The following is a 26,917-nucleotide window of genomic DNA, read 5'->3' on the forward strand; positions in this document are numbered from 1 at the left end:
TGGCCGCATCGCGCAGAGTCATTTCCCTGCGCGACGCGGCCAACCTGGTGTCCTGCGGGAAGACCTACGCCCCGACGAGCTCCGGCGCCCCGGCGGCCGAGCCGGCCCCGGCACGGACGGCACGGTTGACGGCCGACACGATCGCCTTGAGCGACGCCGTCGAGATGTCCGCGTCGATGCCGACACCCCAGAGTCGGACGCCGTCCACGTCGAGCTCGACGTAGGCCGCAGCCTTCGCGTCGCCCGAGGCACTCATCGTGTGCTCGTTGTAGTCGTACAGCGTGACGGTCACCCCGTGGTCGCGGAGCACCGAGAGGAACGCGTCGATCGGCCCCGTACCCTCGGCCGAGGCGTCGACCGATCCGTCGTCGACCCGCATCGAGACCGACAGGTGCGTCGTCCCACCGAAGTCGCTCGACGTCGCCGTCTTGGTGAGCTCGTACCGACCCCACTTGTCGTCGGACTCCCGCGCGGGCAGGTACTCGTCGCTGAACAGGTCCCAGATCGCCTCCGAGGTGAACTCGCCACCCTCGGCGTCGGTCCGGCGCTGCACCACCCCGGAGAACTCGATCTGCAGCTTGCGAGGCAGGTCGATCGCGTGGTCCTGCTTGAGCAGGTACGCCACGCCGCCCTTGCCGGACTGCGAGTTCACCCGGATGACCGCCTCGTACGAACGGCCGATGTCCTTCGGGTCCACCGGCAGGTACGGCACCGCCCAGACCATGTCGTCGACGGTCTTACCCGCCGCCTCCGCACTCGCGGCGAGCGCCTCGAGCCCCTTCTTGATCGCGTCCTGGTGCGACCCGGAGAACGCCGTGTAGACGAGGTCCCCGGCCCACGGCTGGCGCTCGGGCACCGGCAGCTGGTTGCAGTACTCGACGGTGCGCTTGACCTGGTCGATGTCGGAGAAGTCGATCATCGGGTCGATCCCCTGCGTGAACAGGTTCATGCCGAGCGCGACGAGGTCGACGTTGCCGGTCCGCTCGCCGTTGCCGAACAGGCACCCCTCGATGCGGTCGGCGCCGGCCATGTAGCCGAGCTCCGCTGCGGCGACCGCGGTGCCCCGGTCGTTGTGCGGGTGCAGGGAGATGATGACGTTCTCCCGGTGGTTCAGGTTCCGGGACATCCACTCGATCGAGTCGGCGTAGACGTTCGGCGTCGCCATCTCCACCGTCGCGGGCAGGTTCAGGATCACCTTCCGCTCCGGGGTCGGCTCGAGGACCTCGAGGACCTCGTTGCAGATGCGCAGCGCGACCTCGAGCTCGGTCCCGGTGTAGGACTCCGGCGAGTACTCGTAGTACACCGTCGTCCCGTGCTGCAGGTTCGCCTCTGCTGCACGGCACAGGCGGGCACCCTCGAGCGCGATGTCGACGACGCCCTGCACGTCGGTCCGGAAGACGACGTCGCGCTGCACGATGCTCGTGGAGTTGTACAGGTGCACGATGGCCTGCTTCGCGCCGTCGATCGACTCGTACGTCCGGTTGATGAGGTGCTCGCGCGCCTGCGTCAGGACCTGGATCGTGACGTCGTCCGGGATCGCGTCGGTCTCGATGAGCGACCGGACGAAGTCGAAGTCCGTCTGCGACGCGCTCGGGAACCCGACCTCGATCTCCTTGTAGCCCATCCGGACGAGCAGGTCGAACATGGCGCGCTTGCGCTCGGCGTCCATCGGGTCGATGAGTGCCTGGTTGCCGTCGCGCAGGTCGACGGCGCACCACCGGGGGGCTTCGGTGATCCGCGTGGTCGGCCAGGTGCGGTCCGGCAGGTCGACGGTGATCTGCTGGTCGTACGGGACGTACTTGTGGATCGGCATCCCCGAGGGGGTCTGTGTGTTCTGCATCGCGCTGTCCTTCGTGTGTGGGGTGGACGGCCCACGGCGCATGGTCAGCGCTGACTCCGCGACGAGGAGGGCCGGTGTCAGGCCTCGTCGCGGCGGCGAAGGAGGAGCAGCGTGGAGAACATCGAGACAAACGTAGCACCGTGCGATCGCACGTGACACACGGACTGGAGGGACGGTGCCAGCTGGCACCGTCCCTCCAGTCCGGCCGTGGTCGCGACCGCCTCCTCGACGGCCAGCGCTTCCCTTCTGGATCCGTAGCGACCCGCACGACCTCCTCGACGGCCAGCGCTTCCCTTCTGGATCCGTAGCGACCCGCACGACCCGCACGACCTCCTCGACGGCCAGCGCTTCCCTTCTGGATCCGTAGCGACCCGCACGACCTACTCGACGGCCAGCGCTTCTGTCGGAGCGACCCGCATCACGTTCCGCACCGGCGCGACCGACGCGGCGACCGCGAGGACGACCGCGCCGAGGACGACGACCACCACGGTGGTGATCGGCAGCACCGGGGCGATGCCGCCGCTGACCTGCGACCCGAACAGCGCCACGGCCCCGGCCCACCCGTACAGGGTGCCGAGCACGAGACCCATCACGAGCGCCGTGACGACCATCTGCAGCGCCTCGACGACGATCATCGCGCGGACCTGGGCCCCGGTGAACCCGAGGGCGCGGAGCAGCCCGATCTCGCGGCGGCGCTGCAGGACGCCGAGCGCCAGGGCGTTGACGACGCCGACGGCCGCGATGACACCGGAGAACCCGGTCAGGACGCTCACGACGGTGTTCAGCGTCGCGAACGTCGCCGAGAGAGCCTGGCGTGTCTGCGCGTCCCCGCCGAGCTGCTGCTCGATCTGGTGCTGGAACGTGCCGAGCGCGACGGCGAACGTGACGAGCAGGGTGACCCCGATCACCAGGCCGATCGTGGCCCTCGACGCCCGACCGGGAGCGCGGAGTGCGTTCCGACCGGACAGCAGGACCGCCGGGTTCCGCGCGCCGATCCGACCGACGAGTGCGAGCACCGGCGGGACGAAGAGCGTCGCGCCGACGGCGATCCCGGTGAACGACACGAACCCGCCGAGCGCCGCGATGAGCACGCCGTAGGGCGACGACCCGCCGAGGAGCAGCCCGAGCACGAGGAGCGCGGCACCGACGAGCACGAGGAGCACGGCGACCACGATGCGCCCGGTCGACGAGCGGAGGTCCTCTCGGCGCGGCTCGATGCTCGAGGACAGCGCCTCGAGCGGTCGTACTGCAAGCACCCGGCGCGAGCCGGTCGCGAACGCACCCCAGGTCGTGAGCACGACGGCGACGAGCGGCACCAGGAGCGTCGGGAGGACGAACCTGTAGCTCGTGTCCGGCAGGGTGCCGGTCGCGACGAGGATGCGGACCGCGACGATCGCGAGCACCACGGCGAGCACCGTGCCGACGACCGCGCCGACGATGCCCACGAGGACGCCCTTCCGCGCGATCTGGCCGCGGAGCGTCGCACCCGACGCACCGATGAGTCGCTGGAGCGCGATGACCCTGGTCTGCCCGGCGATGACCGTCGAGCAGGTGTTCGCCGTGACGACCGCGGAGACGTACAGCGCGATCGCGAGGAACAGGTACCCGACGACGTCGAGCAGCGTCGTGACGATCTGCACGTCCCCGAGGCCCTGCACCGAGGCGATGACGGACCCGATCGTGCTCGACGCGATGAGCATGACGGCACCGAAGAGCGCACCGAGTGCCGCGACGACGACGGTGGACGAGAACTCCCGGACCGTCCTCATGCGACGGACTCCATGCCGAGCATGATCTCGGAGATCTCGGATGCGGTCAGGCCCGTCCGGTCGTCGCGGATGCGGCCGTCGCTGAGGAACACGATGCGGTCGGCGGCGGCCGCGGCCATCGGGTCGTGGGTGACCATGACGACGCTCTGCCCCTCGCTCCGGGTCGCGTCGCGGAGGATCCCGAGGACGTCGCGACTCGTCCGGGTGTCGAGCGCCCCGGTGGGCTCGTCGGCGAAGACCACCGACGGCCTCGTGGCGAGTGCGCGGGCGATCGCGACCCGCTGCTGCTGGCCACCGGAGAGTTCGTTCGGCCGGTGCCGGAGGCGGTCCCCGAGGCCGAGCCGCGCGATGAGGGCATCGATGCGCTGCTGCTCCTCGACACTCGGTCGCCGGCCGTCGAGGATGATCGGCAGCCGGACGTTCTCGGCGACGTCGAGTGTCGGGACGAGGTTGAACGACTGGAACACGAACCCGATCCGGCGTCGACGGAGCTCGGTGAGCTCCCGGTCCTGCAGGTGGGTGATGTCGGTCCCGTCGACGACGATCCGGCCGTCGGTCACCGAGTCGAGCCCGGCGGCGACGTGCATCAGCGTCGACTTGCCGGAACCGCTCGGGCCCATGATGGCGGTGAACTCACCGGCTCCGATGTCGAGGCTGACGCCGTCGAGCGCGGTCACGGCGCGGCCGTACCGTTTGGTGACGGACTCCAGGTGGATGATCGGTTCAGCGTTCATGTCCCCACTGTCGCGGACGGGAGGCACGGGTCGCGTCGGCCGCTCGGCTCGCGTCCGTCACTCGCTGGGATGACACGTGTCCAGGGGCGGATGCCTCCCTGTCGGAGCCGGTCGGTAGCGTTCCACCCATGAGCGAACCCGCACGCACCCCGGTGTCCTTCCCGCTGTCGATCGACCCCGCGGCCGTCGCGGACCTGCGGGCACGCCTCCGTGCGACGCGCTGGCCCGACGAACCGGAGGACGCCGGCTGGTCGATGGGAGCCGATGTCGCGTCCCTGCGATCGCTCGTCGCGTACTGGGCGGACGAGTTCGACTTCGAGGCTCGGCTCGGTGAGCTCTGGGACGCGCCGCACTTCCGCACCTCGCTCGACGGGCTCGGCATCCACTTCGTCCATGCCCGGGCTGCCGACCGTTCGGTCCGGTCGATGCCGATCCTGCTCGCGCACGGCTGGCCGGACTCGGCATGGCGGTACTCCGAGGTCATCGGGCTCCTCACCGACCCCGGCGCGCACGGCGCGGACCCGGCCGATGCCTTCGACGTCGTCGTGCCGGACATGCCCGGCTACGGCTGGTCGGACGCACCGGCGGGAGCACCGCTCGACACGGTCGCCGTCGCGGGGCTCTGGGCGAGGCTCATGACCGACCTCGGGTACGACCGCTTCGGCGCCGCCGGCGGTGACATCGGCAGCGGGGTCGTCCGGTTCCTCGCGCTCGACCACGCGGACCGGATCGCAGCAGTGCACCGGATGGACGCCGGTGTGCCGAACAGCGCGTCCGCACCGCAGACGCTGACCCGCGAGGAGCGCGCGTTCGTCGACCGCGCCGCCCGGTGGAACGCCGATGAGGGCGGGTACATGCACATGCACCGGACGAAGCCGCAGACCGCGGCGTTCGGACTGACCGACTCCCCCGTCGGGCTCCTCGCGTGGATCGTCGAGAAGCTCCGCGCGTGGAGCGACTGCGACGGGGACGTCGAGCAGGCGTTCACCCGCGACCAGATCCTGACGAACGTCTCGATCTACTGGCTCACCGGGACGATCGCGTCCGCGATGCGGATGTACCGCGCGAACGCCGCGATCGCTCCGGAGCAGCTCGCGCGGCGTGTCGAGGTGCCGTCCGGGTTCGCGCTGTACCCGGCGGATCTCGTCCGCCCGCCCCGGGCGTGGCTCGAGCGGACGACGAACCTCGTGCGGGTGACCGAGCCCGCGCGCGGCGGGCACTTCGCACCGATCGAGGACCCGGCCGGGTACGCCGCGGAGCTCCGGGAGTTCTTCCGGCCGTACCGCGCCTGAGCGCCGCCCGCGGACAACTGCGCGTCCGGACGACATGTGCGCCGTCTGACGACCGAGCACTCGTCGCCGGGGCGAGCGCTCCGTGCCGAGCAGCTACGCCCCGGCGGCGTCGCGACCGACGAGACCGTGCTCGTGCGCGAACACGACCAGACGCACCCGGTCGCGGAGCCCGAGCTTCGTGAGCACCCGGGAGATGTGCGTCTTGACGGTCGCCTCGCTGACGAACTCGTGCCCGGCGATCTCCGCGTTGCTCAGTCCTTTCGCCGCGAGGTCGAAGATCTCCCGCTCCCGGGGCGTCAGGTCGGCGAACGCGGGTGGGACCGTCGGAGCATCCGCACGGTCCTCGAACCGCCGGAGGAGGTCGCGGGTCGCAGCGGCCGCGAACACCGTCGTCCCGGCGTTCACCGTCCGGATCGCGGCGAGCAGGAACTCCGGGTCGGCGTCCTTCAGGACGAACCCGCTCGCGCCCGCACGGATCGCCTTGGCGGCGGCCTCGTCGAAGTCGAACGTGGTGAGGACCAGCACCGACGGCCCGCCCTCGTCCGCCTGCTCGTCGACGATCCTCGACGTCGCGGTGATGCCGTCCATCACCGGCATCCGGACGTCCATGAGCACGACGTCGGGGCGCGTCCGCCGGACGAGGTCGATCCCGGCGGCACCGTCCCCGGCCTCTCCCACGAACTGCAGGTCCGGCTGCGACTCGATGAGCATGCGGACGCCCGTGCGGAACAGCGCCTGGTCGTCGACGAGTGCGACGCGGATCCGCTCGGCCGGCTCGGCTGGCGTGGTGGTCGTCATGGCGTGGTGCGCTCCGCTGTCTCGGTGTGGTCGACGGGCGGCCGGTCGGCGGCACCCGCGTGGTCGGTGTGCCCGGCGCCGGGCTGCTGCGTCGGGATGCGCACCTCGACCCGGAAGTCATCGCCACGGACGCCGGCGGACATCGACCCGCCGGACAGGGCCGCACGCTCCCGCATCCCGACGAGACCGTGCCCGGTCCCGAGCCCACGCATCCCTCGGGCGATCATCCCCCGGTCGAACTGGCCGGTGCCCGCGCGTCGGTTCACGACGAGGATGTCGACGCTGTCCGGGCGGTAGTCGAGCTCGAGCCGGACCGGAACGCCGGCATCGCCGTGCTTCAGGGCGTTCGTCAGGCACTCCTGGACGATCCGGTAGACCGCGAGCTGCGAGGTCGTCGGCAAGTGTCCGTGGGCACCGTTCCGCTCGAACCGGACGTCGAGGCCGACCCCGCGCATCTCGTCGACGAGCATCTCGAGACGATCGATGTCCGGTGTCGGCGCCGTCCCCTGCTCGTGCCGGAGGGCGCTCAGCAGGTCGCGGACGTCCGACAGGGCTCGCCGCGCCGTCGTGCCGATCGTCGTGAGCGCCGTGTCCGCGCTCTCCGGCGAGGCCCGGAGCGCGTACCGGGCGCCGTCCGCCTGCGCGATGACGACCGCGAGTGAGTGCGCCACGATGTCGTGCATGTCGCGGGCGATCCGGACGCGCTCCTGCTCCACGGCGACGGCGCGGTCGGACCGGGCGGCGTCGCGCTCCGCGAGCAGCTGCGCCTCGCGACTCCGCCGCGCCACACCGCGGGTGCGCACCACGAGTCCCGCGAGCCACGGGAGCAGCAGCAGCGCGAGCAGGACGAGGAAGAGCCCCACGCCCGTGATCACGACGTTCAGGGCGTCGCTCGCGCCCATGGTGAGGGAGCTTCCGTACCGGAAGTACGTCTGGAACGCCAAGAGGTAGATGGACCCGACGAACGTCCCGACGATCGCCGAGACCAACCCGAGCCGACGGAGCAGGTCGCTGCCGTACGCGCTGCTGGCGTAGACGATGGCCGGGATGAACAGGTCGGCCAACCGGTAGGGCGAGGTCCACCCCAGCGCGAAGAGCATCTGCGCCACCGCAGCGACCCACGCGACGGCCAGCGCGAGCGACGGCGACCACCGGCGGAGTGCGAGTCCGATGCCGAGCACGATCGTGACGACGATGCCCTCGGTCTCGGCTCCGAGCAGCAGGACCAGCGCGGTGAGGACGAACGCGAGCGCGACGTCGAACACCAGCTGGCTGCGCAGGAGGGTCCGGAACACAGGCCTACCGTACGGCCCCCGACGGGTGTCCGCAGCACGGATCGGCGCATCTCCGTCCACAACGGGACGGCGCGTCATCCGAGCGGATGACGCGCGGTGGTCGGAACGGTCTGGAGGCCCGGTGCCGGTCCCTGGGACCGGTGCCGGGCCTCCAGACCGTCACGTCGCGTCGTGCGTCGACTCAGAAACCCAGGCGCCCCAGCTGCTTCGGGTCGCGCTGCCACTCCTTGGCGACCTTGACGCGGATGTTCAGGTACACGTGCCGTCCGAGGAGGTGTTCGATCTCGGCGCGCGACCGGGAGCCGACGTCGCGGAGTCGCTCTCCGCGGTGCCCGATGACGATCGACTTCTGGCTGTCGCGTTCGACGTACAGGTTCACGTAGACGTCGAGGGTGTCGTCGGCCTCGTCGTCGCGCTCGACCATGTCCTCGACCGAGACCGCCAGCGAGTGTGGGAGCTCGTCGCGGACACCCTCGAGCGCCGCCTCGCGGATGAGCTCGGCCACCCGGTCGGTCGAGGTCTCCTCGGTCACCGCATCGGCACCGTAGAGGGGCGGTGACACGGGCATGAGCTTGATGATCTCGCCGAGGAGGTCCTCGAGCTGCAGGCTCTTCGTGCCGGACGTCGGGACGATCGCGGCCCAGTCCTCGCGGAGCTGCGAGACCGCGAGCAGCTGCTCGCCGACCTGCTGCTTCGACACCCGGTCGATCTTGGTGACGATCGCGACCTTCTTGGCGCGCGGGTAGTCGTCGAGCTGCGTGTTGATGAACCGGTCGCCGGGGCCGATCGCCTCGTTCGCGGGCACGCAGAACCCGATGACGTCGACATCGCCGAGCGTCGCCTGCACGAGGTCGTTGAGCCGCTCGCCGAGCAGGGTGCGCGGCCGGTGGATGCCGGGGGTGTCGACGACGATGACCTGCCCGTGCTCGCGATGCACGACGCCACGGATGGCCCGACGGGTCGTCTGCGGCTTCGAGGAGGTGATCGCGACCTTCTCGCCGACCACCGCGTTCGTCAGGGTGGACTTGCCGACGTTCGGCCGACCGACGAAGGAGACGAAGCCGGCACGGAAGGGGGTGGAGGCGTCGCCGTCAGGGGTGCTCATGCGGTGCGGTGTCCAGTGCTCGAGGTGGTTCGGTCCTCGTCGACGGTGCGGTCGGCGGCGTCCGCGGCCGATCGTTCGACGAGCATGGTGATCAGGTGACGTCGCTTGCCTTCGACCCGCTCGGCGGTGAGTTCGACACCGTCGACGACCACCGTCTCGCCGCGGACCGGCAGGTGACCGAGCCCCTTCGTGAGGAGACCGCCTGCGCTGTCGACGTCGTCGTCCTCGAGCTCGAGGCCGAACAGGTCGCCGAGGTCGTCGATGGGCATGCGTGCCGAGATGCGCCAGACGCCCGGACGGATCTCGACGCGGTCGACGACCGTGCGGTCGTACTCGTCCGAGATGTCGCCGACGAGTTCCTCGATGAGGTCCTCCATCGTCACGAGGCCGGCCACCCCGCCGTACTCGTCGACGACGAGCAGCAGGTGGTTCGTCTTGGCCTGCATGAGGCGGAGGGTCTCGTCGGCCGCCTTGGACTCCGGCACGAACTCCGCGGGACGCGCGCGGTTCCGGACGTGTTTGGTCGCCGAGTCCGGGCGTTCGTACAGCAGCCGGGCGACGTCGCGCAGGTACACCACGCCGACGACGTCGTCGCTGTCGCGGCCGATCACGGGCATCCGCGAGACGCCGGTCTCGAGGAACTGCTCCATCACGGCGGCGAGGGTGGCGTCCGCGTCGACGGTGGTCATGTCGGTGCGCGGCACCATCACCTCGCGCACCAGGGTGTCGCTGAACTCGAAGACCGAGTGGATGAGCTCGCGGTCGTCCGCCTCGAGGACGCTCCGCTCGGCAGCCTCGTCGACCAGGCTGAGCAGCTGCTCCTCGCTCGAGACGTTCGAGCCACCGCCACGGCCGGGGGTGACCCGGTCACCGAGCGCCACGAGGAGCCCGGCGAGCGGTCCGAGCACGATCCGGATCCCCCGGACCAGACCACCGGTCCAGACGAGGAGCCCGTCGGCGTGCGCCCGCCCGACGCTGCGGGGGCTCGAACCGACGAGCACGAACGACACGGCGGTCATGATGCCGGCCGCGACGAGGAGCGCCACCCACCAGACGTCGAGGAGCTGCACGAGGGCGACGGTCACCAGCACCGCAGCGGCCGTCTCGGCGAGCACCCGGAAGAAGTTCAGCGCGTTGACGTGCGCCCCGACGTCGTCGGAGATCGCCTGGAGCTGGCGGCGGTAGCGGCTGCGGTCGGCGATCTCGTCGAGGTCCGCACGGGACATCACGCCGAGCGCGGCGTCCGTCGCGGCGAGCAGTCCCCCGAGCACGACGAGCACCAGCGCGGCCGCGAGCAGGACGATCGCGAGGACCACCGGCGTCACCGGCTGCCGGACTGCGCGGCGAAGGCGGTGAGGATCTCGCCCTGGATCCCGAACATCTCGGCCTTCTCGTCCGGCTCGGCGTGGTCGAAGCCGAGCAGGTGCAGGACGCCGTGGCAGGTGAGGAGGAGGAGCTCGTCGATCGTCGGGTGTCCGGCCGTCGTGGCCTGCTCCGCTGCGACCTGCGGGCAGAGCACGATGTCGCCGAGGAGCCCGGCGGGTGTCGGGTCGTCCTCGGTCCCCGGGCGGAGCTCGTCCATCGGGAAGCTCAGCACGTCGGTGGGGCCCGGCTCGTCCATCCACTGGACGTGGAGCTGCTCCATGGCGCCCTCGTCGACGAGCACGATCGCGAGCTCGGCGTCAGCGTGCACGTGCATCGTGTCGAGCGCGAACGCCGCGAGCCGCTGGATGGCCCCCTCGTCGACCTCGACGCCCGACTCGTTGTTCAGTTCGATGCTCACCGGCTGCCTCCTGTGGCGGTCGTGGGGCGCTGCGCTGCCGGACGGTGCTGCTCGGCCAGGCGGTGCTGTTCGGCGAGCTTCTGCTCGTCGTAGACGGAGTACGCGTCGACGATCCGTCCGACGAGCGAGTGCCGGACGACGTCGTCGCTCGTGAGCCGCGCGAAGTGGATGTCGTCGACCTCGTCGAGGATGCCCGTCACGAGACGGAGACCGCTCGCCTGCGCCGGCAGGTCGACCTGGGTGATGTCGCCCGTCACGACCATCTTCGAGCCGAAGCCCAGTCGGGTCAGGAACATCTTCATCTGCTCCGGCGTGGTGTTCTGCGCCTCGTCGAGGACGACGAACGAGTCGTTGAGCGTCCGGCCGCGCATGTACGCGAGCGGGGCGACCTCGACCGTGCCGGCCGCCAGGAGCTTCGGGACGATCTCCGGGTCCATCATCTCGTTGAGCGCGTCGTAGAGCGGCCGCAGGTACGGGTCGATCTTGTCGGTGAGGGTGCCGGGCAGGAACCCGAGCTTCTCGCCCGCCTCGACCGCCGGCCGTGTCAGGATGATCCGGACGACCTCGCGACGCTGGAGCGCCTGCACGGCCTTCGCCATCGCGAGGTAGGTCTTGCCGGTCCCGGCGGGGCCGATGCCGAACGTGATCGTGTTCTCGTCGATCGCGTCGACGTAGGCACGCTGCCCGTCCGTCTTGGGTCGGACGGACTTGCCGCGGCTCGACACGATCGGGGTACCGAAGAGATCGGTGGGCCGACGGTCGTCGTCGAGGACCCGCGCCGAGGTCGAGACGTCCGCCTGGCCGAGTTCCTGACCGCGGCGGACCATCGTGACGAGCTCGTCGACGAGTGCTCGCGCACGGGCGACGTCCCGCTCGGCACCGGTGAGCGTCACACGGTTGCCGCGGACGAGCACCCGCACGTCGGGGTACTGGCGTTCGACGGTCTTGAGGAGCCGGTCCTGCGGGCCGAGCAGCTGCACCATCGCGATGCCGTCGACGGAGAGCTCCGACGTCGACTCCGGCGCGGTGGCTGGCTGCTCGTCGGGGTGCTGGGATGACCCAGTGGTGCTACGCGGCAAGGGTGCCTTCCTGGAGGTCGCCCGCGAGGACGTGGGCGTGGACGTGGAACACGGTCTGGCCGGCGGACTCGCCGGTGTTGAACACGAGGCGGAACTGGCCGTCGGCACGGTCGGCGGCGATCCCCTCGGCCATGGCGACCAGCTCGGCGAGGAGACCGGGGTCCCCCGCCGCCAGCTCGACGACGTTCGCGTACGCCTCGGTCTTCGGGATCACGAGCACGTGCACCGGTGCCTTCGGCGCGATGTCCTCGATGGCGATGAGGCGTTCGGTCTCGGCGACGATCGTCGCGGGGATCTCGCGCGCGACGATCCGCGAGAAGACGCTCGGTTCGGCAGTGCTCATGGGTCCATCGTAGAACGCGGCGGTGACACGCTCCCATTCCCGCCCGGAACCCGCAGCACACTCCTCCCACCCCGTCCACCGGTTCGGGACAGACGACCGACGAACGACCGCCGCCCGATGTCCCGAACCGGTCTCTTCGCGCGGGTCGCCGCACCAGCACCCCGTCCTCCACAGCCAGGAAGCCGTCCACAGGCAGACCTCCGGGCTCACGGAGAGGTCGCCGGCACCGCCAGCATCGCAGCATGGTCGTCATCGCCTCGACAGTCGAGGGACTGCTCCTCCGCCGCGCAGTCCAACCCACGGACTCGCGCGCCCGGCAGCTGAGCCGCGAAGCAGCCCGCGGCACACTGGAACGCGTCGCACGCGGTGTGTACGTCGACGCCGCGATCTGGTCCCGCGCCCGCCCCGTCGAACGTCACCTCCTGCTCGTGCACGCGGCGGCGACGAGGCCGGACTTCAGGGCGACCGTGTCGCACCAGTCCGCAGCCGCGATGCTCGGGTGGCCACGGATCGGTCCGTACCCACGCCTCGTCCAGGCGACCGATCCCCAGCGGGCGACCTCCCGCACGGGCGCCCTCGTGCGGTGGCACGTCGCAGCACTCGACGCAGCCGACGTCATCGAGATCGATGGTGTACGGGTCACCGCGCCCCTGCGCACCCTCCGCGACGTGCTGATGACGTCCGAGCGTCGGGACGCCGTCGCCGTCGCCGACTTCGCGATCGGGCACGCCTTCGTGCGGGAGGCGGATGCGGTCCGGACGCTCGACCTCCTCACACCCGTCCGCGGGAGCCGTCGCGCTCGCGACGCGCTGGCGTTCGCGGACCCGGACGCGGACTCCCCGGGAGAGTCCTACAGTCGCGTCGTCATCGATGAGCTCGGCTTCCCGCCCCCGCGCACGCAGGTCGAGTTCCGCCTCGACGACAGGTTCCTCGGCCGGGTGGACTTCTGGTGGCCGGAGTTCGGCGTGATCGGCGAGTTCGACGGGCACGTCAAGTACACGCGCGGAGGCATGGACGGCGCCCGCGTGCTGACGAACGAGAAGCGCCGCGAGGACGGCCTGCGCAGACACGCGAAGGTCCGAGGGGTCGCGCGCTGGACCTGGGACGCACTCGAGCATCCGGAACGACTCGCGCAGATCCTGCTGCGCGCGGGTGTCCGGCGTTCCTGATCGCCGCCGCCGCCACCCGACCGTTTCGGGACACCAGCTCCACGAACGAGCACGGTCGCCTGTCCCGAACCGGTGTCGGGCCGCAACCCTGCCGACTCCAGCCGCGCCGCACCGCACACCGCACCTCGCCTCGCTTTCCCGCCGCACCTCGCCTCGCACACCGGTTCGGGACAACAGCCCCACGAACGAGCCCGGTCCGATGTCCCGAACCGGTGTCCGGACCACCGCACACGGCACGGCACGGCACCGCACACGGCACGGCACCGACCGCGCGTGCTCCGGGAAACGGACTGGAGGGACAGCGCGGCTACCAGCGACCGAGTCGCGCCTGCAGGATCGCCAGTGCGGCCGGGCCGGCGGTCGACGTGCGGAGGACGGACGCACCCAGCCGGGCACGCACCGCCCCGGCGGACTCCAACCGCTCGAGCTCGGCCTCGCTGATCCCGCCCTCGGGACCGACGACCAGGGCGATTGCTGCGGCGTCCGTCGGCGGGTCCCAGGTGCTCAGCCGCTGGTCCGCGGTCGGGTCGAGCAGGACCAGGGTGGTGCGTTCCTCCAGTCCGGCGGCTGCGGCGCCACCGGCGGCCAGCGCGAGCGACGCGGTCGTGGCGAGCGGACCCGTCTCGGGGACGCGGGCCCGCAGCGACTGCTTGGCCGCCTCGTGCACGATCGCCGTCCAGCGGGCCCGACCCTTCTCGATCTTCGGACCATCCCACCGGGAGACGCTCCGCGACGCCGACCACGGCACGATCGCGTCCGCGCCGATCTCGGTCGCAGCCTGCACCGCCATCTCGTCGCGGCCGCCCTTGGCGAGGGCCTGCACGAGCACCAGCGCCGGCAGCGGTCGTGGCTCGACGTCCACGGAGGACACCGTCAGGGTCAACGTGTCCTTGCCGAGCGACGCCACCGTCCCGGTGACGACCGTGCCGCGACCGTCCGCGATGCGCAGGGTCTCCCCGGCGCGCACCCGCGTGACGGTCACGGCATGTCGACCCTCCGGACCGTCGAGCACGACGACCGAGCCGATCGAGACGTCCTCGAGGGAGTCGACGAGGTACTGCGATGCCATCTGCCGCGCGCTCCGCCGGTCTAGAAGGTGAAGAAGCGGTCGCGGAGCTTGCCGAACAGGCCCTGTTGGAACCGTGCGAGCTGGGGCTGCGGTCCCTTGCGTGCCTTGGCGAGCGACTCGATGAGCTCACGCTCCCGGTGGGACAGCTTGGTGGGCGTGACGACCTGGATGCCGATCTTCAGGTCCCCGCGGCCACTGCCGCGGAGCTTCGTGATGCCGCGGTCCTTGATCGTCAGCACGTCAGCGCTCTGCACACCGGCGCGGATCTCGAGCTCGACGCTGCCGTCGAGTCCGTCGATCTTCGTGGTGGTGCCGAGGATCGCGTCGGTCATCTGGACCTCGAGCGTCGCGAGGAGGTCGTCGCCGTCGCGGCTGTAGACGTCGTGGTGCCGCACCTTCATCTCGAGGTACAGGTCGCCCGCGGGTCCGCCGGCCTGGCCGACCTCGCCCTGGCCCGGCATCTGCAGCCGGAGCCCGGTGTCGACGCCGGCGGGGATGTCGACCTCGATGTTGCGGCGTGCGCGGACGCGGCCCTGTCCCTGGCACGTCGGGCAGGGGTTCGGGATGACGGTGCCGTACCCGCGGCAGGTACCGCAGGGTGCGCTCGTCACCACGTTGCCGAGGAGCGAACGGACGGTGCGCTGGATGTGACCGGAGCCACCGCAGATGTCGCAGGTCCGCGGCCCGGTGCCCGGCGCGCAGCACGAGCCGTCACAGGTCTCGCAGAGCACGGCCGTGTCGACCTCGAGATCCTTGCGCGCACCGAAGACGACCTCGTCGAGGTCGACCTCCACACGGAGCAGGGCGTCCTGACCACGCTCGGCCCGCGAGCGCGGTCCGGAGCCGCGGCCACCACCGCCGCCGCCGAAGAACGCGTCGAAGATGTCGCCGAACCCGCCAGCGGCGGCCCCGCCACCGAACGGGCTCTCGCCCTGCGGGCCCATGTCGTAGCGCCGACGCTGGGAGGGGTCGCTCAGGACGTCGTACGCGTGCGTGACGTCCTTGAACCGCTCGGCCGCCTCCGGCGCGGAGTTCACGTCCGGGTGGAGTTCGCGCGCGAGGCGTCGGTACGCCTTCTTGATGTCGGCCTCGGACGCGTCACGGGTGACGCCGAGAACGTCGTAGTGGTCTGCCACAGCACCTCAGTCGGTCGGGATGGTTCTGGTCAAGGGACGCTGCCGGAGCAGCGGGAGTGCTGCAGGAGCAGCGGGGGTGCTGCCGGAGCAGCGGGGTGCTGCCGGAGCAGCGGGTTCAGGGGCCGGCGGTCGGGCCGGGTGTCAATTCTCACCCAGGAGCCCGGAGAGGTACCTGGCGACGGCGCGGACGGCGGCGATGTTCGAGCCGTAGTCCATCCTCGTCGGTCCGAGCACGCCGAGGCGAGCCACCTCGCCCCCGGCGGCCGTGTAGCCACCGGCGACGACGCTCGTCGCGTCGAGTCCCGCAGCGCCACCGAGGTACGCGCTGTTCTCGCGCCCGATGCTCGCCGCCACCGCGACGGCGTCGAGCTGCATCTCGCCGAACAGCCGGAGCAGTGTCACCTGCTCCTCGATCGCCTCGAGCACCGGGAAGAGCCCGCCGGCGAAGTCGTCCTCGCTCTTCGCGAGGTTCGCAGCGCCCGCCATCACGAGCCGGTCCTGCCGGTTCGCGCCGATCTGTTCGACGAGCGCCGCGACGACGAGCCCCGCGAGCGCCTGCAGTTCCGGGTGGACGCGCTCCGGGATGCCGAGGAGCACTGCCCGGACGTCCTGCAGCAGGAGGCCACCGGCGGCGGCGTTCACCACGCCCCGGAGTTCGGCGAGCGCCTCGTCGCCGATGCCGACGTCGGTCTCGAGGATGCGCTGCTCGACCCGGGCGGTGTCGGTGATCAGCACCGTCATGAGCCGCGTGTCGCTCAGGCGGACGAGCTCGATGTGCCTGATGCGCGCGCGGATCATCGACGGGTACTGCACCAGGGCGACCTGGTTCGTGAGCTGGCTGAGCAGTCGGACGGTGCGGCCGAGGGTCTCGTCGAGGTCGTTCGAGGGCCGGAGGAAGGTCTCGATGGCGTGCCGCTGGGCGCTCGAGAGCGGGCGAGCCTCGGCCAGGTGGTTCACGAAGACGCGGTAGCCCTTGTCCGTCGGCACCCGTCCGGAGGAGGTGTGCGGGGCGACGATGAGCTGCTCCTCCTCGAGGAGGGCCATGTCGTTCCGGATCGTCGCCGCCGAGACGCCGAACGCGTGGCGCTCGACGATGGACTTCGACCCGACGGGTTCGCGGGAGTCGACGTAGTCACGGACGATCGCCTTGAGGACCTCGAGACTCCGGTCGTTGACCATGTCCCTCCCCGTCCTGGCTCCGCCGTGCTGGCACTCCTGCTGGCACTCGTCGATGCCGAGTGCTCATCCTACGCCCGGCGGATGCGGCGGCCGAGTGCCGCCCGATACGCTCTCGGCATGACCGCGACACCGCCGAACGACAACGGACAGCCCGACCAGCCCGACGACGGGTACGGCCAGCACGGGCAGGGCCAGCAGGCACCCGGGTACGGCCAGCCGCAGGGCCAGCAGGCACCCGGGTACGGCCAGCCGCAGGGCCAGGGCTACGGACAGAGCTACCAGCAGCCGCCGAGCCAGGGGTACGGTCCGCCGTCCTACGAGCAGCAGCCGGGGTACGCGCAGGGCTTCCAGCAGGGCTACGGCTACGCGCCACCGCAGCCGCTCCGGCCGGAGGACCAGCGCCTCTGGTCGACGCTGACGCACATCAGCGGGATCCTCTTCACCTTCATCGGGCCGCTCATCGCGTACCTCGTGCTGCGCGACCGCGGTCCGTTCGTCCGCGAGCACACCCGCGTCGCGCTCAACTTCCACATCACGATGGCCATCGCGTACTTCGTCGGCGTCATCACGTCGTGGCTCGGGATCGGTGTGCTCATCGGGCTCGCGGTCTGGGTCGTGTCCGTGGTCTTCGGCATCATCGCGGCCGTCAAGGCGAACGCGGGCGAGTTCTACCGCTACCCGCTGTCGATCGAGTTCATCAAGCAGTAGCCCCCTCCCGCGAAACACCAGGTTGGCCGCTTCTCGCAGGGAAATTTCCCTGCGAGAAGCGGCCAACGGTGCGTTGTGCGGACTCCGCAGCGCCGGACTGGAGGGACGGTGCCAGGCCGACCCGTCCCTCCAGTCCGACAGTCCTGCGGTCCGTCAGTCGAGCAGCTCCCGCACCACGGCGTCCGCCAGCAGGCGGCCGGTGAGCGTCAGGTCGATGCGACCGGCGAGCGCAGCGCGCCCGTCGACGAGCCCGCGTGCGATGAGCCCGGCGACCCGGCCACGGGCCTCCGGTCGGAGCTCGTCGGTCCGGAGCTCGCCACGCACCCGGGCGGCGAGGAGCACCCGCTCGACGTACCGCGTCTCGGTGTCGAGGACCTCGCGCCCGGCCGCGGGTGACACGTCGCCGAGCACCCGGTCGGCGTACGCGGCGGGGTGCTTGACGTTCCACCAGCGGGTGCCGGCGACGCTCGAGTGCGCACCGGGCCCGACGCCCCACCAGTCGTGGCCCTTCCAGTAGGACAGGTTGTGTCGGCTCGCGTGCTCATCACCGCGCGCCCAGTTCGAGACCTCGTACCAGCCGTAGCCCGCCGCCCCGAGGCGGGCGTCGGCCTCCTCGTACATGTCCGCCGCGACGTCGTCGTCGGGTGCCGGCAGCAGTCCCTTGGCGACGGACCGACCCATCGCGGTGCCCTCCTCGACGATGAGCGAGTACGCGGACACGTGGTCGGGCTCGCAGGCGATCGCCGCGTCGAGGGAGGTGCGCCAGTCGTCGAGGGTCTCCCCCGGCGTGGAGTAGATGAGGTCGAGGCTGACGTCGAGCCCCTCGCGGCGCGCGGCGTCGACCACGAGCGGGACACGGTCGGGGTCGTGCGTCCGGTCGAGGGTCGCGAGGACGCTCGGCACGGCGGACTGCATGCCGAAGCTCACCCGGTTGAACCCGCCGCGGTGCAGGGTCGCGAGGCTCTCGGCGTCGACGGAGTCGGGGTTCGCCTCCGTCGTCACCTCGGCACCCGGGAGGATCCCCCAGGTGTCGTCGATCGCGCGGAGGATCGACACGAGGTCGTCGGCGGGGAGCATCGTCGGGGTGCCGCCGCCGAAGAACACGGTCGACACCGGACGCGGTGCCACGCCGGAGCGCTCGAGGACCTCGCGCGCGAAGGCGATCTCGCGGAGGGCGTGCCCGGCGTAGTCGTCCCGACGGACTCCGCGGAGTTCGGACGCGGTGTAGGTGTTGAAGTCGCAGTACCCGCAGCGGACCCGGCAGAACGGTACGTGGACGTAGACCCCGAAGGGAACGGCATCGACCCCGAGGGGCTGTTCGTCGGGCCCTCCGGCGGGATCGATGAGTCCGTCGGCGGGGGCCGGGTCGGCGATCGGCAGGGCGCTGGGCATGGGCTCCATTGTCCCATCGCGCGAGGCGAGGCCGGTCCGCCATGATGGTCCGTATGACGAACCCAGTGGAGACCGTCGTGCTCTGGGACATCGACGGCACGCTCGTGTACAACGCCTCCTCGCCGGGCAACCTCTACCACCTGGCGCTCGAGCGGACCGTTGGGCACGACCTGGAGCAGCTCGTCGGGCACCAGCACGGGCGGACAGACGCCGGGATCATCGCGGACCACCTCGAGGCACACGGCCTCGACGGCGGTCTCCGCGGCACCGTGAGCGGGCATCTGCAGGACCTGTCCGCCGAGCGGAGTCGCGCCGGGGACCACCGGACGGCCGCTGCCGGGGTCGTCGCCCTCGTCGCGCGGATGGCCGAGCGGGGCTGGCACTCGGGGCTCCTGACGGGCAACTCCGCGTTCCGCGCCGAGGTGAAGCTGCGCGGCGCGGGGCTCGACGTCCGGGCGTTCGACTGGGAGCACTCCTACTTCGGCGAGCAGGACGTTGCGCGATCGGACATCACGCGCCGGGCGGCATCGGCGCTCAGCGGCCGGCGAGCCGTCATCGTCGGGGACACCCCGCGCGACGGCGAGGCGGCCGACGCCGTCGGCATCCCGTTCCTCGCGGTCGCGACCGGGGTCTTCGACGTCGAGGCGCTCCGGGCGACCGGAGCGGTCACGGTGGCGCGGGACTGCGTGGTGGACGCGGATCTCATCCTCGACGCGATCGCCGCGCTGCCGCCGCTCGCCTGACGGCGGTGTGCGGGCGCGCGGTCCCCCGGCCGTCCTGAACACCGTCGTCCAGCCGGAACACGCGTTCCCGGGTGTTCACGATGGACGGGGGTGTTCAGAACACCCTGATGCCACGCGGGACGCGCGGGACGCGTGGGTCCGTCAGTCGGCCGGGCCGGTGAGGCGGTCCGGTCCGTCGGCCGGGCCCGGCTGGACCTCGGTGCCGACCAAGGCCTGGAGGTACGCCTCGGCCATGCGACGCTGCTCCCGCTTCAGGAGCGGTGCGGCGAGCGCCCACTTCCGGCTGGCGGGCTGGGAGAACTGGCGGATCTGCAGCCACACCGAGCCGTCCGTGGTGCGCTCGACGACGAAGGACTCCTCGCCGGAGACCGGGTGCCCGTCGAGCGTGCCGTAGGCGAAGCCCTTGCGGTCCGGCTCGTCGTACACGGCGACGACGCGCACCGGCGCCTGGACGGTGCGCCCGTACGCGTGCATCGTGAGCGTCGCGACGGTGCCTGCTCGGAGGAGCGGGGTGCCGTCCGGGGCGAACCGGGCGGTCGTCTCGGTGCCGACCGACGCGGCGGAGACCGGCTTGCCCTCGTCGTCGAAGGAGACCGGGGTGTACCCGACCTCGTCCTCCGGCGGCACGCTGTCCACGTGCACGCTGATCCCGCTGCGCTCCTGGATCTGCCACGTCAGCGTCTGGATCCATGCCGTCTCGAAGCGCTGGTCACCGTGGCCGATGCGCGTGCGGTCCTCCGTCGGGACGAAGCCCTCCGGCGGGAACGTCATCAGGTCGGGGGCCTGGGTCGCACCGACGGCGCCGTAGCTCAGGTCGGTCGGCCGGTGGGTGCCGCGGGTGCTCATGCCTGACATCGTACCGATCGCGGGCTGATGGGCTGCGCGGCGGTGTCGACGCGGGCGGGTCCGGGCCGCGCGCGGTTCCGAGGGCTCGCCGTGCAGGGTTGCTCGGCCGTGAGCCTCGCGTGCTGGGTCGGGCTCAGCGCGGGGTGACGGCGATGTTCCGCCAGCTGGCCGTCGCACCGAGGGTCCGGATGCCGATCGACCCCGCCGACTGCGGACATCCGGCGCCGTAGTCGAAGGAGTTCTGCACCGCCGGGCCGCCGAGGGACGGGGAGGCCGTCGCGGTGACCTTGCACCCGACGACCTCGACCGTCAGGTGCCACCACTCCCCCTGGGTGACGGTCCGGCCGAGTGGTGTCGGGCCCCTGCCCGAGTAGCCGTTGTTCTGCGCCCCGAGGATGAGGCCGGTCTTGCCGAGGCCCACGTAGAACGCGGTCAGCGAGTCGGTGCCGCGAGTGGGGTTCGACACCCGGACGATGAACCCGATGTCCCGGTTGTCGAGCGTCCCGTCGAACCGAGCGTCCCCGGTCAGGGTCATGTCACCCCACGAGGTGTTCTCGACGTACTTGTCACCGCTCCCGCCGGCGGTGTTCGAGATCGTCTCGGCCTGCTGGTCGAAGGTGTAGGTCCCGCCGTACGCGGTCGCGTTCGGGAAGGACCCACCGCGGATGGCGACGTTCAACGGGGAGACACTCGTCGAGGTCGTGCCCCCCGCGGTCGCGGTCAGGAACCGCCAGGACGCCTTCGACCCCTGGTCGCGGACACCGATCGCACCCGCGGTCTGGGTGCAGCCGGTGTCCGTGTAGGTGAACGCCGTCCAGGTGTTCGCCCCGGTGGTCGTCTGGGACACCGTGAACGTGCAGCCGACCGCCTGGACGACGATGTGGTACCAGGTGTTCAGGGCGATGCTGCTCGCGATCGGCGTGCTCTGCAGCTGGGTGTAGCCGCCAGAACCGTCCATCTTGCCGAGGAACAGCTCGTTCGCGGTGTTGACCGCCGCGTAGTACCCGGTGAACGCGTCCGTGCCGATGCTCGGGTTCGTGACGCGGAAGACGAGGCCCGCCTGCGACCCGGCGTCGATCTTGACGTCGGTCTGCACGGTGTAGTCGGTCCAGCCCGTCGATCCGGTGATCGACTTGTTGCCGCCGTTGCCGCCCGCAGAGTCGGCGTACATGCCGAAGCCGCTGACGGTGCTGGTCTGCCACGAACCGCCGTAGGTCGTCCAGCCGGCATCGCTCCCGGCGAAGTTCGAGCGGTAGGGCAGTGTGCCGGGGTTGAAGCTCGTGGCGGTCGACATCGTGTTCTGCGAGTTCGCGACCTTGGCCACGAAGGCACCCTCGGTCGCCGGGACCGTCAGCCCGAGCACCACGAGGACCGCGACGACCACGGCCGTCAGTGCCGTCGTCGGTCGCGCGAACAGCCCGAGGAGCACGCCCCCGGTCCGGCGCGGTGTCCGGTGAGCGGACCGCCGGCGGCTCATGCCGTCCCGCCGATCGCGTCATCGGTGCGCGCCGTGTCGCCGAGCGGGTGGGGCCGGGGCAGCCCGACGACGAGGCACCAGAGCAGTGGCAGGGCGGCGACGGCGAGACAGACGGCCCAGCCGATCGGGTCGAGGTCGATCCCGACCATCAGGTGGTGCGCGCTCCCCCCGGACGGCGCGAGCGGGAGTCGACCGACCTCGCCGGCGTGCAGGTGCACCGAGGGGCCGCCCTCGACCGACACGGTCGTGGGCAGGAGGCCCGTCGACACCACGACCGCGACGGGACGGTCGGTGTTCGTGGTCGTCTCGACGAGCGTCGCCGCCACGAACGGCCGGATGACCGCGCCCGTGACCGCGACGACCAGCGAGACACCGAGCACGCGCGCCGCGGACCGGTGGTCCGGCCGACGGAGCAGCGACGAGCCGGCCCACACGGCGAGTGCGCCGATCACGAGGAGCGGCAGCGCACGGAACACCCACCCGACCCCGGGCATGATCAGGGCGGCTCGGCCGACGACGTCCGACTGGTGCAGGGTCCAGGGGTCCTCGGCACCGTTGATGTCACCGCGTGTCCGCACGGTGTCGGGCGTCGGGTGCTCGACGACCCGGTGCGTGTAGGTCTCGCCGCGCTCGGTCGGCGGTGTGAAGCTCACCACGTCCCCGACTCGCAGCCGCTCGATCGCGACGGGGCGGGTGACGACGAGGCTCCCGACCGGCGCCGCGGTGCCCATCGAGGGCGTCTGCACGTCGAACCACCGCGCGCCGGACGACGCCGCCCCTGCGAGCGCGGCGAGGAGGACCGCGAGGACCACCACGAGGAACACCACGAGCGGCAGGAGCGGCCGTCGGTGCACGCGGGTCGGCGCCGACTCCACGGCCGCCGACCACTGCTCCCGAGCTGGAGTGCCGCTCGACGAACGGGAGCCACCGAGCGCGCGCGGACGACCGGTACCGGCCGTGGTGGCCGGTCCGGTGACCGCTGCGTGGCTCCCGCTCATCGTCGAGGTGTCATCTCAGCTGGAGAACGTCCAGGTCAGGGGCATCGACGCGGTCAGACCCTGGTAGGTGTTCGCGGCACTCGAGTCGAGGGTCACGGTGAGCACGAGCGGGACCGTCGTGTTCGCCGCGGCACCGCCGGGGATCGTGACGGTCGTGCCGGCGAGGGCTGCGAGGGTCGTCAGCCCGGTCACGGCCGTGCCGTTCGCGGTGAGGCTGACGTTGAGCTTGCTGCACAGGTCCGTGGCGCCGCCGTTCGCGCTGCTCACGGTGCCCTGCGCGCAGGTCCCGCCGAGGAGCGTGAACGTGCTGGCCTTCGCCGAACCGCTGTTCTTGAACGACAGGTTCGTCGTGATCGTCTGGTTCGGGACCACACCGGTCGTCCCGCCGAACTTGTTGATCGTCGAACAGGTGAACGTGTTCGTCGCGACGGAGGCGCTCGTCCCGTCGTTGCTGTTGCACGTGGTCGAGCCCGAGGTCTCCTGCATGGTGATGGTGCCGGTGGAAAGCGTGTTCGTGTCGTTCCTGATGCTCGCCGTGAACGCGGACATCGTGCCCGTGAGCGAGAGCGAGAGCGCGAGCGCCGCCGCGAGGCCGGTCGCGATCGCGATCGGGGTGAACCGGAGGCGCCCAACGCGGAGTGGTGAGACGGCGTGCTTCGACATGGGAACGGTACCTTCGCTGACGTCCGGGGTCGGGTTCCGCGGGCGCGGACGTCGTGGTTCCCCCGGGGATCACCGCGACGCTGGTGCGAGCCGGATCAGCAGCTCGAAGCCGAGAGTATGCACAGCTGTACCCCGTTGAGTCCCCCACTCCGCGGGTACACCGACCGCTCTACCCGCGTTCACGGGGCGGAACCGGGGCCGCATCGCGCACCGCACGGCATCTCGCCCCTCGAACTGGGGACCCCGGATGGCCGCCCAGTAGTGGGGCACGCGGACGCTTCTGGTGCGACGTACTGTCGATCGCATGACCACGGACGGTGCTGCAGCTCCCGTGCGGCTCCGTACCCTCGACCTCGTCCTGCTCGGGAGCACCGCGGCCGCCATGTTCGTCGCCGTCGTGCTGCGGTTCGTCGCCGCGATCGAACACGGTTCGCTCTTCGGGCACCACGTCCTGTTCGGACTCCGCCTCGTCGCCCGTTCCGCCACGGGGTCCGGGTCGCGCGCCCTCGCCGATCGACCGGACCTGGACGACGTCGGCCTCGCGAACTGGGCGTCGGGTGCGGCCGGCATCGGGGTGCTGCTCCTCGCGACCACCCTCGTCGTGATCGCGGTCGGACCGTGGGGGCGGCCGTTCGCGATGCTCGTCGGCGGTACGGCGGTGGTGATCAGCCTCGCGGCCGTCGCGCTCGCGGTGCTCTCGACGCACGCCGTCGATCCCGACGTGGCCTTCCGACTCGGGACCTGGCGGACCGGACTGGCGGCGATCGCCGGGGCGTGCCTCCCGGCCGTGTTCGCCGCCGCGGTGCGGGCGTCAGCCGCTCGTCAGCGTTCCTGACCGCGATCCGGCGCGAGCACCCGCAGGTACTCCTCGGTGGTCCGGAGCGACTTCCGCTGCACGAACGGCCAGAGCGCACGCCAGAGCAGGTTCGCCGGCCGCGAGAACGACCGGATCACCAGCTCGACGGCATCGTCGCTCCGGAGCTCGACGATGAACGAGACCTCGCCCGACTCCGGGTGCCCGGGCAGCGTCCCGTAGGAGAACCCCCGCCGGGCCGGCTCGTCGAGCACCGTCACGACTCGGATCGGTGCGACCGTCGTCGTGCCGTAGGCCCGGATGTGCAGCATCGCGAGGTCGCCCTCGCGGAGCGGATCGTGCTCGTACGGCCGATGTCCACGGCGGCGGGGCTCAGCGCTCTGGTCGTGGTCGGGCACCACGACGATCCCGACCCGCTCCTGGATCGCCCACCGGAGCGTCGCGTCGGCGGCCGCCGTGAAGCCCTGCGTGCCGTGCCCGATCACCGCGCGGCTCTCGCGCGAGCGGTACCCGGGCGGCGGCGACGCGAGCAGGTCGGCGGCGAGCGAGCCACCGACCGGCGCGTAGGTCATCGCCAGCGGATCGCGCACTACTTCTTCTTGGCGTCCTTGTTCTCGGTGTCCCCGGAGAGCGCGGCGATGAAGGCCTCCTGCGGCACCTCGACCCGACCGATCGTCTTCATGCGCTTCTTGCCCTCCTTCTGCTTCTCGAGGAGCTTGCGCTTCCGGGTGATGTCGCCGCCGTAGCACTTCGCGAGGACGTCCTTGCGCATCGCGCGGATCGACTCACGGGCGATGATGCGCGCACCGATGGCCGCCTGGATCGGGACCTCGAACTGCTGCCGCGGGATGAGCTCGCGGAGCCGCCCGGTCATGAGCACCCCGTACGCGTACGCCTTGTCGCGGTGCACGATCGCGCTGAACGCGTCGACCTGGTCGCCCTGCAGCAGGATGTCGACCTTGACGAGGTCGGCCTCCTGGTCACCCATCGGCTCGTAGTCGAGCGATGCGTACCCCTGGGTCTTGCTCTTCAGCTGGTCGAAGAAGTCGAACACGATCTCGCCGAGGGGCATCGAGTAGCGGAGCTCGACGCGGTCCTCGCCGAGGTACTCCATGCCGAGCAGGGAGCCCCGGCGCTGCTGGCAGAGCTCCATGATCGAGCCGACGTAGTCCTTCGGGGCGAGGATCGCGGCGCGGACCACGGGCTCCTTGACGCTCATGATCTTGCCCCCGGGGAACTCCGACGGGTTCGTGACCTCCACCGACTGCTTGTCCTCGGTCGTGACCTCGTAGACGACGCTCGGCGCCGTCGTGATGAGGTCGAGGTCGAACTCGCGGGAGAGCCGCTCGGTGATGATCTCGAGGTGCAGCAGCCCGAGGAAGCCGCAGCGGAAGCCGAAGCCGAGCGCCACGGACGTCTCGGGCTCGTAGACCAGCGCGGCGTCGGACAGCTTGAGCTTGTCGAGGGCTTCCCTGAGGTCCGGGTAGTCGCTGCCGTCGATCGGGTAGAGGCCCGAGTAGACCATCGGCTTGGGGTCCGTGTAGCCGGCGAGCGCCTGCGTGGCGGGCTTCTGCGCGCTCGTCACGGTGTCGCCGACCTTGGACTGGCGGACGTCCTTGACGCCGGTGATCAGGTACCCGACCTCGCCCACCGCGAGCCCGTTCGACGGGGTCGGCTCCGGGCTCGACACGCCGATCTCGAGGATCTCGTGCGTCGACCTGGTCGACATCATCTGGACCTTCTCGCGAGGCGAGATGCGGCCGTCGATCATCCGGACGTACGTGACGACACCGCGGTAGCTGTCGTAGACCGAGTCGAAGATCATCGCGCGGGGCGGGGCCTCCAGGTCGCCGGTCGGCGCCGGGATCGTCCGGACGACGCGGTCGAGGAGCTCCTGCACGCCGACACCGGTCTTGCCGCTGACGCGGAGGACGTCGTCCGGCGACCCGCCGATGAGCTGGGCGAGTTCGGCAGCGTACTTGTCGGGCTCGGCGGCGGGCAGGTCGATCTTGTTGAGCACCGGGATGATCTCGAGGTCGTTCTCGAGTGCCAGGTACAGGTTCGCGAGCGTCTGCGCCTCGATGCCCTGGGCTGCGTCGACGAGCAGGATCGCGCCCTCGCACGCGGCCAGGGAACGCGACACCTCGTACGAGAAGTCGACGTGCCCCGGCGTGTCGATCATGTTGAGCGCGAACGTCTCGCCGTCGAGCTCCCACGGCATCCGGACCGCCTGCGACTTGATCGTGATGCCGCGCTCGCGCTCGATGTCCATCCGGTCGAGGTACTGCGCACGCATGGCACGCGCCTCCACCACACCCGTGATCTGGAGCATGCGGTCGGCCAGGGTCGACTTGCCGTGGTCGATGTGCGCGATGATGCAGAAGTTGCGGATCGCGGCAGCGTCGGTCGACGCCGGCTCGAGCGGCTTGGATGCGAGTGGGCTCACGGTTCCTCGGTTGCTGGGTACTGACCCGACTCAGGGAACCTGATCGGACGGTCCGTCGATTCTCCCATGCCGATGCGCGGACGCGCGCAGCGCGGACGTCTCCTGTGGAGAACCGGGACGAGACGGACGGGAGGCGCGGTGCGGCCTGGCACCGTCCCTCCAGTCCGTCATGTGGAGCGTCTCCGAGACGACGGCCGACCGTCCGTCAGACGGCGAGCGTCCGTCAGGCGGCGAGCGTC

General features: G+C 71.0%; 25 protein-coding genes. 5 read left to right on the forward strand and 20 right to left on the reverse strand.

The window, feature by feature from the left end; all coding sequences use genetic code 11:
• Nucleotides 1-64: 64 nt before the first annotated feature.
• The 3 genes from leuA to ASF23_RS02515 form a co-directional block, all read right to left on the reverse strand.
• The gene (gene leuA, locus ASF23_RS02505; RefSeq protein ID WP_055948349.1) at nucleotides 65-1,840 is read right to left on the reverse strand and encodes a 2-isopropylmalate synthase; all 1,776 of its coding nucleotides are present in this window, start codon (nucleotides 1,838-1,840) and stop codon (nucleotides 65-67) included.
• A gap of 380 nt (nucleotides 1,841-2,220) precedes the next feature.
• The gene (locus tag ASF23_RS02510) at nucleotides 2,221-3,609 is read right to left on the reverse strand and encodes an ABC transporter permease (protein WP_055948350.1); all 1,389 of its coding nucleotides are present in this window, start codon (nucleotides 3,607-3,609) and stop codon (nucleotides 2,221-2,223) included.
• Entirely contained in the window at nucleotides 3,606-4,343 is a 738-nt protein-coding gene (locus ASF23_RS02515; protein ID WP_055948353.1) for an ABC transporter ATP-binding protein, read from the reverse strand. Before ASF23_RS02515 ends, ASF23_RS02510 begins: the two co-directional genes overlap by 4 nt.
• Before the next feature lie 128 nt (nucleotides 4,344-4,471).
• On the opposite strand from ASF23_RS02515, the gene ASF23_RS02520 reads away from it, so the two are divergent.
• Nucleotides 4,472-5,635, forward strand: coding sequence for an epoxide hydrolase family protein (locus ASF23_RS02520; RefSeq protein ID WP_055948356.1), 1,164 nt, complete (start codon nucleotides 4,472-4,474; stop codon nucleotides 5,633-5,635).
• Nucleotides 5,636-5,728: 93 nt separating this feature from the next.
• Here the strand turns inward: ASF23_RS02520 and ASF23_RS02525 are convergent, their stop codons facing one another.
• The 7 genes from ASF23_RS02525 to ASF23_RS02555 form a co-directional block, all read right to left on the reverse strand.
• On the reverse strand, nucleotides 5,729-6,433 hold the full coding sequence (locus ASF23_RS02525; protein WP_055948358.1) for a response regulator: 705 nt from the start codon (nucleotides 6,431-6,433) through the stop codon (nucleotides 5,729-5,731).
• Entirely contained in the window at nucleotides 6,430-7,728 is a 1,299-nt protein-coding gene (locus ASF23_RS02530; RefSeq protein ID WP_055948361.1) for a sensor histidine kinase, read from the reverse strand. The genes ASF23_RS02525 and ASF23_RS02530 overlap by 4 nt, the downstream gene beginning before the upstream one ends.
• Nucleotides 7,729-7,909: 181 nt before the next feature.
• Nucleotides 7,910-8,833 carry a GTPase Era gene (era, locus tag ASF23_RS02535; RefSeq protein ID WP_055948364.1) on the reverse strand — a complete coding sequence of 308 codons (924 nt, stop codon included), beginning with the start codon at nucleotides 8,831-8,833 and terminating at the stop codon, nucleotides 7,910-7,912.
• Nucleotides 8,830-10,149 carry a hemolysin family protein gene (locus ASF23_RS02540; protein ID WP_055948367.1) on the reverse strand — a complete coding sequence of 440 codons (1,320 nt, stop codon included), beginning with the start codon at nucleotides 10,147-10,149 and terminating at the stop codon, nucleotides 8,830-8,832. The genes era and ASF23_RS02540 overlap by 4 nt, the downstream gene beginning before the upstream one ends.
• A 5-nt stretch (nucleotides 10,150-10,154) precedes the next feature.
• Nucleotides 10,155-10,616 (reverse strand): rRNA maturation RNase YbeY, encoded by a 462-nt coding sequence (ybeY, locus tag ASF23_RS02545; protein ID WP_055948368.1) that lies wholly within the window; start codon nucleotides 10,614-10,616, stop codon nucleotides 10,155-10,157.
• Nucleotides 10,613-11,599, reverse strand: coding sequence for a PhoH family protein (locus ASF23_RS02550; protein ID WP_055949156.1), 987 nt, complete (start codon nucleotides 11,597-11,599; stop codon nucleotides 10,613-10,615). The genes ybeY and ASF23_RS02550 overlap by 4 nt, the downstream gene beginning before the upstream one ends.
• 85 nt (nucleotides 11,600-11,684) lie before the next feature.
• Nucleotides 11,685-12,038, reverse strand: a complete 354-nt coding sequence (locus tag ASF23_RS02555; RefSeq protein ID WP_055948371.1) for an HIT domain-containing protein — start codon at nucleotides 12,036-12,038, stop codon at nucleotides 11,685-11,687.
• A gap of 242 nt (nucleotides 12,039-12,280) precedes the next feature.
• Here ASF23_RS02555 and ASF23_RS02560 point away from each other — a divergent pair, with 242 nt between their 5' ends.
• Nucleotides 12,281-13,207 (forward strand): hypothetical protein, encoded by a 927-nt coding sequence (locus ASF23_RS02560; RefSeq protein ID WP_055948372.1) that lies wholly within the window; start codon nucleotides 12,281-12,283, stop codon nucleotides 13,205-13,207.
• A 307-nt stretch (nucleotides 13,208-13,514) separates the two neighbouring features.
• Here the strand turns inward: ASF23_RS02560 and ASF23_RS02565 are convergent, their stop codons facing one another.
• The 3 genes from ASF23_RS02565 to hrcA all read right to left on the reverse strand — a co-directional run bounded on the left by ASF23_RS02565 (nucleotide 13,515) and on the right by hrcA (nucleotide 16,591).
• Nucleotides 13,515-14,276: a 16S rRNA (uracil(1498)-N(3))-methyltransferase gene (locus tag ASF23_RS02565; protein WP_055948375.1), complete on the reverse strand. Its 762-nt coding sequence runs from the start codon at nucleotides 14,274-14,276 to the stop codon at nucleotides 13,515-13,517.
• 20 nt (nucleotides 14,277-14,296) lie between these two features.
• Nucleotides 14,297-15,412: a molecular chaperone DnaJ gene (gene dnaJ / locus ASF23_RS02570; protein ID WP_055948378.1), complete on the reverse strand. Its 1,116-nt coding sequence runs from the start codon at nucleotides 15,410-15,412 to the stop codon at nucleotides 14,297-14,299.
• A gap of 141 nt (nucleotides 15,413-15,553) precedes the next feature.
• Nucleotides 15,554-16,591 (reverse strand): heat-inducible transcriptional repressor HrcA, encoded by a 1,038-nt coding sequence (gene hrcA, locus ASF23_RS02575; protein ID WP_055948381.1) that lies wholly within the window; start codon nucleotides 16,589-16,591, stop codon nucleotides 15,554-15,556.
• 117 nt (nucleotides 16,592-16,708) lie between these two features.
• Here hrcA and ASF23_RS17650 point away from each other — a divergent pair, with 117 nt between their 5' ends.
• Nucleotides 16,709-17,299 (forward strand): DUF4870 domain-containing protein, encoded by a 591-nt coding sequence (locus tag ASF23_RS17650; protein ID WP_082473779.1) that lies wholly within the window; start codon nucleotides 16,709-16,711, stop codon nucleotides 17,297-17,299.
• A gap of 153 nt (nucleotides 17,300-17,452) precedes the next feature.
• On the opposite strand, the gene hemW is transcribed toward ASF23_RS17650, so the two are convergent.
• Nucleotides 17,453-18,691 (reverse strand): radical SAM family heme chaperone HemW, encoded by a 1,239-nt coding sequence (gene hemW / locus ASF23_RS02585; protein WP_055948384.1) that lies wholly within the window; start codon nucleotides 18,689-18,691, stop codon nucleotides 17,453-17,455.
• A 53-nt stretch (nucleotides 18,692-18,744) separates the two neighbouring features.
• On the opposite strand from hemW, the gene ASF23_RS02590 reads away from it, so the two are divergent.
• Nucleotides 18,745-19,434: an HAD family hydrolase gene (locus tag ASF23_RS02590; RefSeq protein WP_162236680.1), complete on the forward strand. Its 690-nt coding sequence runs from the start codon at nucleotides 18,745-18,747 to the stop codon at nucleotides 19,432-19,434.
• A 141-nt stretch (nucleotides 19,435-19,575) separates the two neighbouring features.
• Here the strand turns inward: ASF23_RS02590 and ASF23_RS02595 are convergent, their stop codons facing one another.
• The 4 genes from ASF23_RS02595 to ASF23_RS02610 all read right to left on the reverse strand — a co-directional run bounded on the left by ASF23_RS02595 (nucleotide 19,576) and on the right by ASF23_RS02610 (nucleotide 23,418).
• On the reverse strand, nucleotides 19,576-20,280 hold the full coding sequence (locus ASF23_RS02595; RefSeq protein ID WP_055948389.1) for a DUF1990 family protein: 705 nt from the start codon (nucleotides 20,278-20,280) through the stop codon (nucleotides 19,576-19,578).
• 133 nt (nucleotides 20,281-20,413) lie between these two features.
• Complete coding sequence (locus tag ASF23_RS02600; protein ID WP_055948392.1) at nucleotides 20,414-21,709, reverse strand: family 16 glycoside hydrolase; 1,296 nt, start codon at nucleotides 21,707-21,709, stop codon at nucleotides 20,414-20,416.
• 44 nt (nucleotides 21,710-21,753) lie between these two features.
• The gene (locus ASF23_RS02605) at nucleotides 21,754-22,755 is read right to left on the reverse strand and encodes a S26 family signal peptidase (RefSeq protein WP_055948394.1); all 1,002 of its coding nucleotides are present in this window, start codon (nucleotides 22,753-22,755) and stop codon (nucleotides 21,754-21,756) included.
• A 15-nt stretch (nucleotides 22,756-22,770) separates the two neighbouring features.
• On the reverse strand, nucleotides 22,771-23,418 hold the full coding sequence (locus ASF23_RS02610; RefSeq protein ID WP_055948397.1) for a hypothetical protein: 648 nt from the start codon (nucleotides 23,416-23,418) through the stop codon (nucleotides 22,771-22,773).
• A 304-nt stretch (nucleotides 23,419-23,722) separates the two neighbouring features.
• Here ASF23_RS02610 and ASF23_RS02615 point away from each other — a divergent pair, with 304 nt between their 5' ends.
• Entirely contained in the window at nucleotides 23,723-24,253 is a 531-nt protein-coding gene (locus ASF23_RS02615; RefSeq protein ID WP_055948400.1) for a hypothetical protein, read from the forward strand.
• On the opposite strand, the gene ASF23_RS02620 is transcribed toward ASF23_RS02615, so the two are convergent.
• Complete coding sequence (locus ASF23_RS02620; RefSeq protein ID WP_055948408.1) at nucleotides 24,241-24,822, reverse strand: DUF1990 family protein; 582 nt, start codon at nucleotides 24,820-24,822, stop codon at nucleotides 24,241-24,243. The two genes, ASF23_RS02615 and ASF23_RS02620, sit on opposite strands and share 13 nt — an antisense overlap.
• Entirely contained in the window at nucleotides 24,822-26,678 is a 1,857-nt protein-coding gene (lepA, locus tag ASF23_RS02625) for a translation elongation factor 4 (protein ID WP_055948411.1), read from the reverse strand. Before lepA ends, ASF23_RS02620 begins: the two co-directional genes overlap by 1 nt.
• Nucleotides 26,679-26,917 lie beyond the last annotated feature (239 nt).

It is taken from the genome of Curtobacterium sp. Leaf261 (assembly GCF_001422205.1).
Taxonomy (GTDB): Bacteria; Actinomycetota; Actinomycetes; order Actinomycetales; family Microbacteriaceae; genus Curtobacterium.